Origin of the sequence: Thalassotalea sp. ND16A, from assembly GCF_000764205.1 — a bacterium.
Classification (GTDB): Bacteria; Pseudomonadota; Gammaproteobacteria; order Enterobacterales; family Alteromonadaceae; genus Thalassotalea_A.
This window is the reverse complement of sequence record NZ_JQDZ01000009.1, coordinates 74172-88999: the sequence shown is the minus strand read 5'-3', so window position 1 is coordinate 88999 and position 14828 is coordinate 74172. Positions and strand designations below refer to the sequence as shown.

The following is a 14828-nucleotide window of genomic DNA, read 5'->3' as shown; positions in this document are numbered from 1 at the left end:
TATTGTGTCATTCAGGGTTATGTATATTTTTATAGCAAAATCGTTTAGCTAAGCCTGCAAGTATGTTTATTCCTCTTATACTTATGAAAGGTTAGTTTGTAGGTGATTGGCGTGATTAAGGCGATTTTTTTTGATTTAAGCGGTGTTTTATATGAAGGGGCTGGTGCAATACCTGGTGCAATGGATGCGATCAAAAAGGCACAGACAACTATGTTACAGGTTAGATTTGTTACCAATACATCCAGAATAACCCGGCAGCAAATATTACTCAGGTTGAAAACTATGGGGTTCAAACTTAGTTCATATCAATTGTTTTCAGCCCCCACAGCTGCAAAAGCGCAGATTCTAGCAAACAATTGGCGTCCTTATTGTTTAGTACATAAAAATATTAAAGATGAATTCGAGGATATAAATCAGGAGAATCCCAATGCTGTTCTTATTGGTGATGCCGAGGAAGACTTTTGCTACCCGAAGTTAGACTATGCCTTCCAGCTTTGTCGAACTGGTGCTCCTTTGATTGGCATAGGACGTAATCGTTATTTTAAACATGATGGAAAATTGCATCTTGATGCCGGCCCATTCATTCATGCCATCGAATATGCCGCTTCGGTAAAAGCGATAATTATGGGCAAACCTTCCATTGACTTTTTTCGTCAAGTCGCCGCCTCTACTCGTGTTAAAACAAATGAGATCCTGATGATTGGAGACGACGTATTTGGTGATATCGATGGTGCAATCAAATCTGGCATGCAAGCTTGCTTAGTAAAAACGGGCAAGTACCAAACGGGCGATGAAAATTTAATTAGTGGAAAATTTGCCTGTGTGGACTCTGTAGTAGAAGCGGTCGAATTAGCCATTTCCTAGTTCAGGAAAGTGCGCATTGCTGATGTTAACGGCTGTTTTACTAACGAAATTTATTCAGATAAAGGCGGGCATTAACTCAAATTCACCAATATGCTTCAATATGGAGACTATAAAAATCTCGACATTGATTAATATTAACTCAATATGCATGAATAATAATTATGGAGCTGACATGTCTGAACATACGTATGAACCACCAAAAATTTGGCAATGGAATACCGAGGTTGGTGGCGAGTTTGCCAATATTAATCGCCCTATAGCAGGGGCTACACATCAAGCGGACTTGCCCGTGGGTAAACACCCTTTACAACTTTATTCGTTGGCTACGCCTAATGGCGTTAAAGTGACAATTTTATTGGAAGAGTTATTAGCTTTGAAGATCAAAGAAGCCGAGTATGATGCTCATTTGATTGAGATTATGGAAGGGACTCAATTTAGTTCAGGGTTTGTCGAGGTTAATCCAAACTCTAAAATTCCCGCTCTAGTGGATAATACCGGTGATTATATGCTGCCTATTTTCGAATCTGGCGCGATACTGTTGTATTTAGCAGAAAAGTTTGACGCTTTTTTACCCAAAGAACCATTGCTTAAGTCACAATGCTTGTCTTGGCTATTTTGGCAAGTGGGTAGTGCGCCCTATTTAGGCGGAGGGTTCGGTCATTTTTACGCCTATGCACCCGAAAAATTTGAATATCCGATAGAGCGTTTTACCATGGAAGTAAAACGACAACTTGACGTGCTAGATCGGCATTTGGCTAATAACAAATATATGTGCGGAGAACAATACACTATTGCTGATATGGCTGTCTGGCCTTGGTATGGTGCACTAATGCAAAACAAAGTCTATGAAGCCGCTGAATTTCTACAAACCCACTCTTATAAAAACTTACTACGTTGGACTGAAGAAATCGGGAAGCGGGCTGCGGTTAAACGTGGGATAATGGTTAATCGTACTTGGGGAGAATTGGACGAGCAGCTGCATGAACGCCATGATGCTAGTGATTTTGAATTCAAAACTCAGAACAAACTGGTCGAATCAGATGAATGTTACACCGAATAATGAAGTAGGATTAGCAGTATTAGCTCATATTTGAGTTAATCGTAAAGTAGGTTAGGTCGATAAATACCACTTTGCTGACGGCTTGGTTTGGGCTATTGATGTTCAGGCACAGCACAAATGCCATCTCGGAAATTGCGGTAGAAAATAAATCTACTTCCCCTAAGCGGACATTTAAAATTTGGCATTTTCAGTTATTCGATTAAGTTCTATAAATGAAGGAAAGGTGTAAAGCTTGCTCCGGTCATTCAGTGCCAAAACCCGCCATACAGGCCTCACTTGCAAAAACCACAATAAAGACCTATTATTAGACCTGTTAAAAACACTCGTAATAGGACTTACCATGACTGCTAGAATTCTTACTGAAGTTGCAGCAAGTATCACTGAATTAAAAGCCAACCCAATGAAAGTTGTGTCGAGCGCTCACGGTGAAGCCATTGCTGTATTGAATCGAAATGAACCAGCTTTCTATTGTGTGCCTGCTGAAGCGTTCGAAATGCTAATGGATAAACTTGAAGATATTGAGTTACTTTCTTTAGTAGAAGAGCGCAGAAAAGAAGCGACAGTCTCGGTTAATATTGATGACTTATAAATTAGATTTTAAAAAATCGGCATTAAAGGAATGGAAAAAGTTAGGCTCCACTTTACAGGCCCTGTTTAAAAAAAAGCTTATTGAGAGATTGGTAACACCACATGTAAAATCAGATAAGCTTTCTGGTGCTGAAAATTTATACAAAATAAAATTACGTCAAGCTGGATACCGTTTAGTGTATGAAGTTCAAGAAAATATAGTAACGGTCACAGTGATTGCAGTAGGAAAGCGAAATAGAGGCAAAGTGTACGATCAAGCTTTCAAGCGTTTAAATTAAATTCTGTAACCGTGCAAATTGTGCCATTAACGGAAATAGAAAAAATACGCCGTCATCCCCCACGAGCGGAGCGAGATGAGGGACCTCCCTGAGCGTGCTGTGGGTCTGAAAAGTGCCAGCAAGAGCCATTCACTTAACCTGTTAAAAAGCGCCAAAGAAGCACGCACATTAATAGAAAAGTAGCACCGTCATCCCACCGTGCTTTTGGGGGGGATCTTTGTCAGGTTCAAGGTGGCTTTGTTAAAGGCTCTTTTGGGATCTCCTAAAGCAATTTCCGAGATGGCATTTGTGCTGTGCCTGAACATCAATAGCCCAAACCAAGCCGTCAGCAATGTGGCATTAGGTATCATAGAAAAATAAAGCGTCGCTGCTGTAGATCTAAATCGACCATTTAATTACTCATTATTTGAAAATTTTCATGACCGTCTTGTCGCAAAAGTGATCAAAAGGTGCAGGAATAAATAGCACTCTAGCTCTAAAGTTCTTAGAGCTAGTTTGAGCGATAATAATGTAGTTATACAGTCTCATTTTTATTTAACCAACTGCAATCGTTCAAAGGCTTTTCGTTTCTAGCCTCTCGTTTCTCGTGTCTAACTCTTCTGAATACTAACTTTCTGCCCATCCTGCAAACGCTCAGCGCCACGGGTTGCAACGTTATCGCCGGGGTTAAGTTCACCATCAACCGATACCCATTCCCCTTGGCCATTACCCACTGCTACAGGCATTTTGTGAGCAACATTGTCTTTGTCGATGATCATTACGTAGGTTTCTCTACTGCGCAATATTAACGCATCGCGATGGATGGCTAAGGTTTCTATATCCGCTTGGACTGGCACTTCCACTTTGACTAATTCTCCTGCGGTCCAGTTATCAACGCTTTCAGCATTTAAGCTCACCCGCAACTCGAACGTTTGTGAACGAGGATCGGCTGCAGGGATAATGGCAATGATTTTAGCCAAGGTGTTGTAATGTTCATTGAATACATTTAACGGCTTATCTTTTTTGATAAACGCTAAGTATCTGATCGGCACAAATAAGCGCACTTGTAAGTTTTCGGTATCGAGCATGCGCAACAATACTTGTGAACGATTCACATCAGTACCTTCACGCTCTAGGCGTTCAGTTACCACACCAGCAAACGGAGCTTGAATATGAGCGCGTTTTAACTGGTCGTTAATTTGTTTCAACTTTAATTCGGCGATTTCCAAATCGGCTTGGCTCAATTCGTATTTTGACTGAGTCTGATCCAACTGAAATTCAGCGGTATTGTTTTGTGCTTTTAACGTTTGCAAGCGCTTTAATTCACGCTTTAAGTAATTTAAATTAATGCTTTCGCGTTTTATCTGCGCCTGTTTTTCCAGCTGCATTAACTTTAACGGTAAGGTGTCCATTTTTACCAGCGTATCACCTTGTTCAACAAAGCTGCCCGGTTCGATAATCCATTCTAACTGACCATTAACACCGGCGGTGATGGCAACATTTGACTGGCTATACACTGTACCTAATAAATTGGCACTGGGGGAGAGTTTGGTTTGTTTTACCGGCTCAACTTTTACCGGGCTCGCCGGGCGCTCGTCTTGTGCTAGCGCGAAGTTATTAACTAATAGGGCACTGCTAAATAATAATGCGTATTTCATTTTTACAATATTCATATTTTACTCATTAGCTGCGGTTAAATGCGGCTGTTGGTTGTTATTGGTTTGCAGGTCGGCAGAACTGTCTTTTTCATTTTGGTTTTCACTATTGCCTTCACCAAGACGTAATAAACTGGGTAGTAAAATCAGAGTGAAAATGGCACTAATTGCCATACCGCCAACAATCACGGTTGCCAAGCCTCGGTAGATTTCTGCTCCAACTCCAGGCATTGCCATAAGTGGTAACATGCCGAATAAGCTGGTGAGAGTACTCATGTATACCGGTCTGGCACGAATACGTATGGCTTGTGCCACGGCGACGCGGCGATTAGCCCCTTCACGTTCAGCAGCACGAGTTTGATCGACTAATAAAATGGCATTGTTTACCACTAAGCCTAACAAAATGATAAAGCCTATCATGGTCAGTAAATCGAGCGATTGAAACGTTACTAAATTTAATAAGGCAAGCGAGATAACGCCACCGGCAACCGCCATTGGCATGACGAATAATACCAACATGCTGTCTTTGGCAGACTTAAACAATGCCGTCATCAGCAAGAATAAAATGACCAGCGCCAGAGCAAAATTTAACATCATGTCAGTAATGGCATTTTTCATTTTATTGGCATTGCCACTGAGTTTAATGCTGGCATCCGCCGGTAGCAGCTTATTCATTTGCGGGATAACTTTACTATTCAATGCCGTTAACGCTTCTTCCATCGACATATTCTCCGGCGGTGACACCATCAAACTAATGGTTCGCTTACCATCTACCCGGCGTAATTGCGTAGGGCCAACGGTACGGTTAATTTGGGTAAGCTCACCTAAGGTTTGTACGCCGGCAAGTGGCGTATAAATTGGCATGGCTGCCAGTTCGTCCGGGTTGGACCAGGCGGAGCCACGTAAAATAACGTTCATCCTATCGTTACCATCAAAGTATTCGCTGACAAACAAGCCATCGGTAAAGGCGCGCACCGCATTGGCGATATCACTGCGGTTTAATCCCGCCTGGGTAATACGACGATCATTTGGGATCAGTTGCAACTCAGGCTCTGCCATTGACAAGCCTGGAATAGGTTGTGCGCCCACGCCTGGTAAATGTTCCTGGATAGCATCAATCCCGGCTTGGGCGGTGAGCATCAGTTCATCAAGATTTGAGCCTTGGATATCAAGGTTTATTGAACGGCCATTACCGCCGCCACTGACATTAATCATTGAACCGCGAAACAAAAATACACGTGTATCTGGTAAGCCGGCGAGGATGTCGTCTTTTACAATACTCATCAACTCTTCTACTTTGCCAGGATCATCGGCATAAATAAAACCACCGCTGAAATTGGCGCCGTAGGAATAGAAGTTGTAGCTTTTAATTTTCGGCAGTTTTTCACCGCTTAAATGTGGCGCAACACGTTGTTTCACCAATTCGGCCATTTCTTTTTCAACAAATTCCAGGTTTCCCCCCGGTGGTAAACTGATATTGAAAAAGAAGCCATCAATAGGTGCCCTTGGCATAAAATCGGTTTTTGGGATTAACAGCGCACTGACAACCAATGAGCCGCCCAGCAACATACCTATCCAGGTAAAACGTTTAACACTGGAATTGGTTAAGCGCATCACTAAATTGGTCAGTTTTTGCCAATAATGCTCAAACGGGTCGGCTTCGGGTAAGGCGGTTAACCAGTATTTGCTGGCGATAGGCAAAATTGTGATCGCCGCCACCAAAGAGGCGATTACGGCAATGGACAAGGTTAAGGCGAGATCAGAGAACAACTGGCCCTCAATCCCTTGCATGAATAATATCGGCAAAAATATCGCCACACTGGTCGCTGTTGAGGCAAACAACGCCCCGGTGACTTGTGTGGCCCCTTTTACGATGGCTTTATGATCGGCATAGCCATTGGCTTTTAACCGGACAATGTTTTCTTGTACTATGATGGCGGCATCGAGTACCAGACCAACCGCAAAGGCAAGACCGGCAAGCGATATCACATTTAAGCTTCGGTCAAACAGGCTTAACCCTAAAAACGCCACCATCAAGGACACCGGAATGGTGGTGGCAATAATCAAAGTCGGTTTTAAACCGCGTAAAAACAGCCATAAAATGCCTAACGCCAGTAATACCCCTAAGCCGAGATTACTCTTCACCAGAGTTAATGCGTTGCGAATATGTACCGATGAATCAAAACTTAAATCTATGGTTAAACCGTGCTCAGCAAGAGTGCCTTGATTGAGTTCCTGGATGGCAAGGTTGATATTATCCAAAAGTTTTACCGTATTGGCATCGCTATTTCGAGTCACCGTTATGTAATAGGCGGGCGCACCATTACGTAGCGTTAAACCAAACTTATCGACTAAGGTTTGTTCAACTTCTGCAATGTCTTTCAAATAAATCGGACGTTGGTTTTGAAAACCAATAATCATATCGGTAAAGTTATTGACATCGTATTGGCCGATAAATCGTACCGTATATTGACGACGACCAACGTCGGCAAATCCACCGGAAACATCCGAAGAACGGGCAATTTTATTGCTTATCTTGCCTATCTCGATGCCCATGGCGGCTGCTTGGTAGGGATCAAAGCTGATCCTTAATTCTTTTGGTCTTTTTGAATTTAAATTCACCTGGCCTATGCCGTCAATACGGGCAAGGCGGGGCTCAATCACGTCTTCGATGATTTTTTGATAACTGGCAATATCTTTGTTGGGATTACGGTCAAGCACTTTGACCAACAGTGATGCGGCATTGGGTCCACCTCTACCACCACCGGCAGCAACCACCGGCTCAAACGCATCTAAAGGTAATGGCGGAGCCTGATTGAGGTTATTGATAACATCAAGCATGGCCTGCTGCATATTGGTGCCAACATCGAAGGTTAAGGTAATGTTGCCAAAGCCACTGTTAATGCTAGTGGTTACATCGGTAACACCGCGAGTGTTTTTTACCACGTTTTCTTGTGGCTCAATAATAACGGACTCCATTTCTTGTGGCGACGCACTGCGCCAGCCGGTAGATATGGTAATTTGTGGCTGTTCAATATCTGGAGTTAATTGAATCGGCAACTTAGCAATACTAATCGCGCCAAAGACAAATATTAAGGCGACAATTACCAAGATGGCGGCGGGGTTTTTTAACGAGCTGCGAGTCAAGTTCATCTATCGGTATCTCTTTCTTTGTATCAAATACCAATCTGAAGTCTGTATATGGTCAACGCATTACTTATGAAGATTGGTATAAGTGCACAATTTAATGCAAGCCATTATAGTGAGTTAACAATTCATTAACACCAGCAAAGTGTTTCTAATTATTTCACTAAGTTTATCTGTGCTTATATTGTAAGAGTTACTGGTACAAATGACATTCAAATAGGGTCAATTGCACTTTGGTTACGATAAGTAACAATTCATCACTAAGCCGTACAGTTTTGATTGAACTTTTTGCTGTAAAATTATCTTATTAATAAATATTTTAACTAACATTGTTAATGGCTTAATTGGTATAAAAGCAAGTTTAACGTTAATATTATGTTAGTAAATTGACTCTGAAATCTTGCTCATTCTAAAATAAATGGAACCTTTCTATGAAATTAGCAGCTCTAATCAAAACATCATCAGCGAAAACCTCGCTACTGATAATTCTGTTGTTTAGCCTGATGGCTTGTGAGCAACAAAAACGGGAAAAACCTCAATCAGAAGTTGTGGTGAAAAAGGTTGAACAATTCCCCTATCAAAATACCTCAACTTTTGTTGGTCATTTAACCGCTTCCAGCGATGTGGCTATCGAAGCTCGAGTGAAAGCTAAAATCACCGCCGTACATTTTAAAGAAGGCTCTAAGGTGGCTGCCGGCGAGGTTTTGTTTGAACTCAATGATGATGAATTGCAAGCTGAATATAGCCAGGTTAAGGCGGAGGTTTCACGTTCCGTTTCGGCATTAAGTGTGGCTCAAAAGAACCATGATCGTGGCCAGGAGTTAGCTCCAGATGGTTACATATCAAAATCTGAACTGGACAACTTAGAAGGACAACTGGCCGAGGCGAGTTCGCAATTGGAAGCGGCAAAAGCGAAATTAGAAAATGCCCGAGTGAATCTGGCTTACAGCAAAATTGCAGCACCATTGTCGGGTACCATAGATCGCAGTAAATTCAGTGTTGGCGATATTGTCAGTCCCGAATCCGGTTCGTTAACGACAATTGTGGCGGTCAATATGATGGAGGTACCTTTTCAATTGAGCGAAAAAGTCTACTGGAAAATTGTCCGTCGTTACCAAAAAGAAAACATTAAAATGGGGACGCGAAAACCCATCGTGGAAATTGCATTTTCTGCCAGTGACATTTATGAGCACCAAGGTTCGATCGAGTTTATTTCAAATCGGGTAAACCCGGAAACCGGTTCAATGGAAGTCAGGGCGATAGTACCAAACCCCGACGGAATTTTAAAACCCGGACAATATGTTCAGGTGATCCTGAAATCACCGACGCCAGTCGAGACGATTATGATCCCGCAAAGTGCGGTGCAATCGGATCAACAAGGTGATTTTGTGATGATAATTGTGGATGACAATAAAGTAAAACGCAGCAACGTAAAATTGGGCAAGCGGGTGGATACCTCCGTTATCGTGGAAGAAGGCTTAGTGATTGATCAAATTCTGGTGATTAGCGGTGTGCAACAAATTCGCGTTGGTCAGCAAGTAAAAACCAAATTCGCCGTAGCGCCAACGTCTGACGCTGATCCTTCTGCAATTAATCATTAATAGGCGATAACAATGATCAGTAAAACCTTTATTACTCGGCCAAAACTTGCGTTAGTGATTGCCGTTATATTAACCCTGATAGGCATAATTTCTGGGGTAAATCTGCCGATATCAGAATACCCAAGTGTGGCACCGCCGCAGGTGGTGGTGTCTGCGAACTATTCAGGGGCATCTTCTGCCGTGGTTCAAGAAAGTGTCGGTTTGCCCATTGAAGAAGCGGTAAATGGTGTTGAAGGGATGATTTACATGTCTTCAAAAAGCGCCAACGATGGCAGCTATAAACTGACCGTTACTTTTGCGGTCGGGACAGATCCTGATATGGCGCTAGTGCGGGTGCAAAACCTGGTGTCGATGGCTGAACCGAAATTACCTCAAGAAATTAAACAAGCAGGGTTAACGATTAAAAAGCAATCCCCGGATATGCTATTTTTAGTTAACCTGTTCGCCACGGATGATGGTTTTGATCGTGTGTTCATTTCAAATTATGTGAAAATCAACCTGCTCAACGCCTTAAAAAGGGTCGATGGCATCTCTGAAGCCTCCATCATGGGGGAAGCGGCCTATTCAATGCGAATTTGGTTAGACCCTCAAGAAATGGCAGCATTGAGTGTTACCCCAAGCGATGTTCAGTCGGTTTTACAAGAACAAAATATTCAAGTTGCGGCGGGTAAAGTTGGTGCCCCACCTTTTAATAATAAAGTGCAAACTCAATATACCCTGCAAGCACAAGGTAAACTTGCTACCGTTGAAGAATTTGAAGATATTGTGATACGAGCCGGTGCCGGCAGTGCTTTGGTGTTACTAAAAGATGTCGCGGAGATTGAGCTGGGGCAAGCAGACTATTCGATAGTCACGAAAGTAGATGGAAAAGATTCGAGTACGGTTGCCCTTTATTTACTGCCCGGCGCAAATGCTTTGGATACCGGTCAACGAGTGAAGCAGTTAATGGCAGAGGTTGCCCCAGATTTCCCCGAAGGTCTCGATTACTCGATTGGTTATGATACTACGCGTTATGTCAGTACTTCGATTGCCAAAGTGGTGGTATCATTACTGCAAGCTATCGCCTTGGTTATTATTATCACCTTCGTCTTTCTTGGTAGTTGGCGCGCAGCATTAGTGCCTTCTATTGCCATTCCCGTTTCACTCATTGCTTCCTTTTCGGTGCTGTTGTTAGCTGGAATGTCGATCAATACCATAACCTTGTTTGGCTTGATTTTAGCCATAGGTATTGTCGTTGATGATGCGATTTTGGTGGTGGAAAATACCGAACGACATTTAGATGAAGATCCGAATATCAGCCCTGAACAAGCAGTAACCCGAACCATGGAAGAAGTGAGCGGGCCAATTATTGCGACTACGTTGGTGCTGTTGGCAGTGTTTATTCCGGTAGCCATGCTGCCTGGCTTGACCGGAATTATGTATCGCCAATTTGCGGTAACCATTTGTGTGGCAGTACTGTTCAGCTCGATAAATGCACTGACCTTATCGCCGGCGCTTTGTAAATTATTATTAAAACGTCAGGAAAATCAAGCTTCCTGGTTTAAAAAATTCAATGTTGGTTTTAATTTTATTAAAGACAAATATGGCGCCGTTGTCGCCACGTTGATCCGAAAAACGCTTGCCATTGCATTGGCTTTAGGTGTGGTGTTTGCGGTGCTTGGTTATGGCTTTGTAAAAACGCCAACGGGTTTTGTTCCGCCGGAAGATAAAGGCATATTCATTGTTAGTGTGCAATTGCCAGATGCCAGTTCGTTAGGTAGGACCGAAGAGGTATTGACCAAACTGACCGAACAATTGAAGCAAGACAGTCGTATTGAAAGTATTACTGCAGCTTCCGGCTATAGTATTTTGAACAGTGCTGCACAGAGTAATGCCGGCTCAATGTTTATCGTATTAAAACATTGGGATGAACGAGAAAGCCGCCAGGATATTGTGTTTGCCATCACCCAAAAAGTGAATTATCTGGCCTTTACGCAAATCCCGGAAGCACAAGTATTTGCCCTTGCACCACCTGCGGTTCCTGGCATGGGAGCGGTTGGCGGCTTGGAATTTATTTTGCAAGATAAACTGGCCAGATCACCTACAGAAATGGCCAGTATCCTCAATGAATTTGTTATTGAAGCGAATCAACACCCGGCTTTAACTGCTGTTTACAGTACGTTTCGAGCCAATGTTCCGCAATACCTTGTCGATGTAGATCGCAAGAAAACGAAGACATTAGGGTTAAATATTGCTGATGTTTATAGCACCTTGCAGGCACAACTAGGCTCTGTCTATATCAATGACTTTAATAAATTTGGCCAAACCTATAAGGTGATCATGCAGGCCAAATCGGAATATCGACAAAATATATCGGATTTACAGGCCTTATACGTTCGCAACAATCACGGTGATATGATCCCGTTAACCACCATTGCTGAAATTGAAGCGATCCACGGCCCGGATATTAGTGACCGTTATAATTTATTTAACTCGATAAGTATTCGGGCATCAGCCAGCCCTGGCTTTAGTTCTGGCGATGGTATTGCGGCAATGGAAGAAATTGCCGCACAAGTGTTACCACAAAGCTTTCAATACGAGTGGACCGGGATGACCTACCAAGAGATTGAAGCGGGCAATATGGCGGTCTATGCCTACGCCTTAGCGCTCGTTTTTGTCTATTTGTTCCTGGTCGGTCAGTATGAAAGCTGGTCAATACCTATAGCCATTATCTTGGTGGTGCCAGTTGCTATGGGCGGGGCATTATTATCATTAAACTTGGTCGGTTTTTCGTTAAATTTATTCGCCCAGGTCGGGCTGATTTTGTTAATTGGCATGGCGGCAAAAAATGCCATTTTGATAGTTGAGTTTGCGAAAAACCTGCGCGAAGATGAAAATAAATCGATATTAGAAGCGGCAAGCATGGCGGCGGATTTACGTTTTCGGGCGGTTTGTATGACCGGGGTCTCTTTTATTGTCGGTATCATTCCGTTGGTATTGGCCACTGGGGCCGGGATGTTCAGTCAAAAGTCGTTAGGTATTACTGTATTTGGCGGTATGCTGATAGCTCTGGTGATCGGTACTATCATTATCCCGGTATGTTATGTGATGGTGCAGAGCGCGAGAGAAAAGCTGAAAAGTTAGTAACTGTTTGCAATCATTAAAACTAGAAAGGTTGCCTAAACGGCAACCTTTTTTATAATTTCTGGCTACTGGCTACTGGCTACTGGCTACTGGCTACTGGCATATTGTGTTTGCTGTAAGCTGTATTTAAATTAACGCAATCTGCCTGAAGCTCGAAGCTCGATGCCCGTTGCTCGCTGCTTGTTACTCAATAAAATTTATTTACCTTGCTGCCAATTATGGCGATAATCCATTCATCCACAAATTACTGCTCGTTACTCGCTGCCAAAAGCGAAGCGTGCCCGAAGCATTTACCTATGAAAATATATTTTGATGAAAACATACCTTATGCGCAGGAGTTCTTTGCCGATTTTGGGGAATTGATCGCTTTTTCGGGACGAGATCTTAGTGCTGAACAAGTACAAGACGCCGATGTTTTACTGGTTCGTTCCATCACTAAGGTGAATCAGCAATTATTACAGTTAAATGACAAGATTCAATTCGTTGGCACTGCGACCATCGGCTTAGATCATATCGATCAAGACTATCTTGCAGCAAGAAACATTAATTTTACCAATGCGCCAGGTTGTAATGCGGTGTCGGTGGCGGAATATGTGTTAAGTGCAATGTTGGTAATGGCACAGCGCTTACAATTTGATCTTCGAGGCAAAACGGTTGGCATCCTGGGAGCGGGAAATACCGGTAGCCGACTAGCGGAAAAGCTCAGGGCATTAGGTGTCGAGTATCTTTTATGTGACCCTTTACTCGAGGCCCAAGGCGATAACCGGCAATTTTCATCTTTAGCGCAGATAAGCCAATGCGATATTATTTCTTTACATGTACCTCTGACCAAAACCGGTGCCTATCCTACACTTCATTTGTTTGAACAACATCGACTGGCAAGCTTGAATGAGCAGCAAATATTAATCAACGCCTGTCGTGGCGAAGTGATTGATAATCAGGCGTTATTGGCATTAAAGCAACAAGCGAAAGGACCACACTTGATACTCGATGTGTGGGAAAAGGAGCCGAACATTTTAACTGAGTTAATACCGCTGTGTGCAATAAGTACGGCACATATTGCTGGTTATAGCTTAGAAGGAAAAGCTCGTGGCACTGAAATGCTTTATCAGGCATTATCAAAACGGTTAGCTAGTGCAATAAACAAAAGTTTAACAGATTTTCTTCCGCACGCCGTTTTTGAACAAAACGAATCTGCTAGCAATGAGCAATTAGACGTAATAACACAGCGAGTTTTTGATGTTTACGATGTACAGCGAGATGATAAAATTTTTCGCAGTCAGCTGGAATCAAAAACTTTTGACTATTTACGTAAAAATTACCCTGTTAGAAGAGAGTTTAGTGCGTTAGAATCAAGAGCCCAGCAGGAAAAGTGGCCGGGAATAATGAGCGAACTTGGTTTTACGATAAAAGATTAACCCAGTCAAAAAATTAGATTTAGTAGAGAATGAGAAGATGGCGCAAAAATTTGATGTAGTGGTATTAGGTGCAACTGGACTTGTTGGTAAGCACATGATGGAAATTTTGGAACAACGAAAATTTCCAGTAAATAAACTTTACCCTTTAGCGAGTAGCCGCAGTGCTGGTGAAATTATTGAATTTAACGGCGAAAGTGTGGAGGTACTCGATGCCGATAGCTTTGATTTCTCGCAAGCGCAAATTGGCTTCTTCTCTGCTGGTGGTGCCACCTCTGCGAAGTTTGCCCCAATTGCCGCCGAAGCGGGTTGTATTGTTATTGATAATACTTCCGAATACCGCTACGACCCGGAAATTCCATTAGTGGTGCCAGAGGTTAACCCTGAAGCATTGGCGGAATACCGTAACCGCAATATTATTGCCAACCCAAATTGTTCGACCATTCAGATGATGGTAGCGCTAAAACCAATTTATGATGCGGTAGGTATTGAGCGTATCAATGTTAGCACTTACCAATCGGTATCGGGTGCCGGTAAAGAAGCGATTGAAGAGCTTGCCAAGCAATGTGCCGATTTATTATCGGGCAAACCGGTAAAAGTGGCAGCATTTTCCCGACAAATCGCCTTCAATTCCATTCCGCAAATAGATTCGTTTGAAGAAAACGGTTATACCCGTGAAGAAATGAAGATGGTTTGGGAAACGAAAAAAATTCTTGGCGATGAAAACATTCTGGTAAACCCAACGGCAGTACGGGTACCGGCATTTTACGGTCATGGTGAAGCCTTACACATCGAAACCAGCCAGCAAACATCGGCAGAAGAAGTGAAATCTTTATTAGCGGCAGCTCCGGGTATTGTGGTGGCCAATAATGATGAAGATTTTCCAACGCAGGTTAGCCATGCCAGTGGTAAAGATGAAGTATTTATTGGTCGTATTCGTGAAGATATCTCCCATGCTAATGGCATTAATATGTGGATTGTTGCCGATAACGTGCGCAAAGGTGCGGCTACCAACAGTATTCAGATAGCTGAGCTACTGATTAAAGATCACTTAACTTAATATTTGCCGAACACCAGGTTGATTAAATATCTGCCTGGAAGAGAAACTAACTAAACAT

10 protein-coding genes are annotated in these 14828 nt (G+C 42.8%); 8 read left to right on the top strand and 2 right to left on the bottom strand.

Going from position 1 to position 14828, the window contains the following annotated elements; genetic code table 11:
* Positions 1 to 111 precede the first annotated feature (111 nt).
* The 4 genes from ND16A_RS17275 (at position 112) to ND16A_RS17290 (ending at position 2790) form a co-directional block, all read left to right on the top strand.
* On the top strand, positions 112 to 864 hold the full coding sequence (locus ND16A_RS17275) for a TIGR01458 family HAD-type hydrolase (protein WP_033075957.1): 753 nt from the start codon (positions 112 to 114) through the stop codon (positions 862 to 864).
* Between the two features lie 172 nt (positions 865 to 1036).
* The gene (gene yghU / locus ND16A_RS17280; RefSeq protein WP_033075956.1) at positions 1037 to 1924 is read left to right on the top strand and encodes a glutathione-dependent disulfide-bond oxidoreductase; all 888 of its coding nucleotides are present in this window, start codon (positions 1037 to 1039) and stop codon (positions 1922 to 1924) included.
* A gap of 340 nt (positions 1925 to 2264) precedes the next feature.
* A complete protein-coding gene (locus ND16A_RS17285; protein WP_033075955.1) occupies positions 2265 to 2513 on the top strand; it encodes a type II toxin-antitoxin system prevent-host-death family antitoxin in 249 nt (82 codons plus the stop codon).
* A complete protein-coding gene (locus ND16A_RS17290; RefSeq protein ID WP_033075954.1) occupies positions 2503 to 2790 on the top strand; it encodes a type II toxin-antitoxin system RelE family toxin in 288 nt (95 codons plus the stop codon). Before ND16A_RS17285 ends, ND16A_RS17290 begins: the two co-directional genes overlap by 11 nt.
* Positions 2791 to 3380: 590 nt before the next feature.
* Here the strand turns inward: ND16A_RS17290 and ND16A_RS17295 are convergent.
* Entirely contained in the window at positions 3381 to 4442 is a 1062-nt protein-coding gene (locus tag ND16A_RS17295) for an efflux RND transporter periplasmic adaptor subunit (RefSeq protein ID WP_033075953.1), read from the bottom strand.
* Positions 4443 to 4445: 3 nt separating this feature from the next.
* Positions 4446 to 7577 carry an efflux RND transporter permease subunit gene (locus ND16A_RS17300; protein WP_052072789.1) on the bottom strand — a complete coding sequence of 1044 codons (3132 nt, stop codon included), beginning with the start codon at positions 7575 to 7577 and terminating at the stop codon, positions 4446 to 4448.
* Between the two features lie 425 nt (positions 7578 to 8002).
* On the opposite strand from ND16A_RS17300, the gene ND16A_RS17305 reads away from it, so the two are divergent.
* The 4 genes from ND16A_RS17305 (at position 8003) to ND16A_RS17320 (ending at position 14770) form a co-directional block, all read left to right on the top strand.
* The gene (locus ND16A_RS17305) at positions 8003 to 9172 is read left to right on the top strand and encodes an efflux RND transporter periplasmic adaptor subunit (RefSeq protein WP_033075952.1); all 1170 of its coding nucleotides are present in this window, start codon (positions 8003 to 8005) and stop codon (positions 9170 to 9172) included.
* Positions 9173 to 9184: 12 nt separating this feature from the next.
* Entirely contained in the window at positions 9185 to 12295 is a 3111-nt protein-coding gene (locus ND16A_RS17310) for an efflux RND transporter permease subunit (protein ID WP_033075951.1), read from the top strand.
* A gap of 296 nt (positions 12296 to 12591) precedes the next feature.
* Positions 12592 to 13713, top strand: a complete 1122-nt coding sequence (locus ND16A_RS17315; protein ID WP_033075950.1) for a 4-phosphoerythronate dehydrogenase — start codon at positions 12592 to 12594, stop codon at positions 13711 to 13713.
* 37 nt (positions 13714 to 13750) lie between these two features.
* The gene (locus ND16A_RS17320; RefSeq protein WP_033075949.1) at positions 13751 to 14770 is read left to right on the top strand and encodes an aspartate-semialdehyde dehydrogenase; all 1020 of its coding nucleotides are present in this window, start codon (positions 13751 to 13753) and stop codon (positions 14768 to 14770) included.
* Positions 14771 to 14828 lie beyond the last annotated feature (58 nt).

Excerpts from the sequence above, each read along its gene's own strand:
- ND16A_RS17310 (WP_033075951.1), top strand. The coding sequence starts at position 9,185 with ATGATCAGTAAAACCTTTATTACTCGGCCAAAACTTGCGTTAGTGATT.
- ND16A_RS17315 (WP_033075950.1), top strand. The coding sequence starts at position 12,592 with ATGAAAATATATTTTGATGAAAACATACCTTATGCGCAGGAGTTCTTT.
- ND16A_RS17285 (WP_033075955.1), top strand. The coding sequence starts at position 2,265 with ATGACTGCTAGAATTCTTACTGAAGTTGCAGCAAGTATCACTGAATTA.
- ND16A_RS17320 (WP_033075949.1), top strand. The coding sequence starts at position 13,751 with ATGGCGCAAAAATTTGATGTAGTGGTATTAGGTGCAACTGGACTTGTT.
- ND16A_RS17305 (WP_033075952.1), top strand. The coding sequence starts at position 8,003 with ATGAAATTAGCAGCTCTAATCAAAACATCATCAGCGAAAACCTCGCTA.
- ND16A_RS17290 (WP_033075954.1), top strand. The coding sequence starts at position 2,503 with ATGACTTATAAATTAGATTTTAAAAAATCGGCATTAAAGGAATGGAAA.
- yghU (WP_033075956.1), top strand. The coding sequence starts at position 1,037 with ATGTCTGAACATACGTATGAACCACCAAAAATTTGGCAATGGAATACC.
- ND16A_RS17300 (WP_052072789.1), bottom strand. The coding sequence starts at position 7,577 with ATGAACTTGACTCGCAGCTCGTTAAAAAACCCCGCCGCCATCTTGGTA.
- ND16A_RS17295 (WP_033075953.1), bottom strand. The coding sequence starts at position 4,442 with ATGAATATTGTAAAAATGAAATACGCATTATTATTTAGCAGTGCCCTA.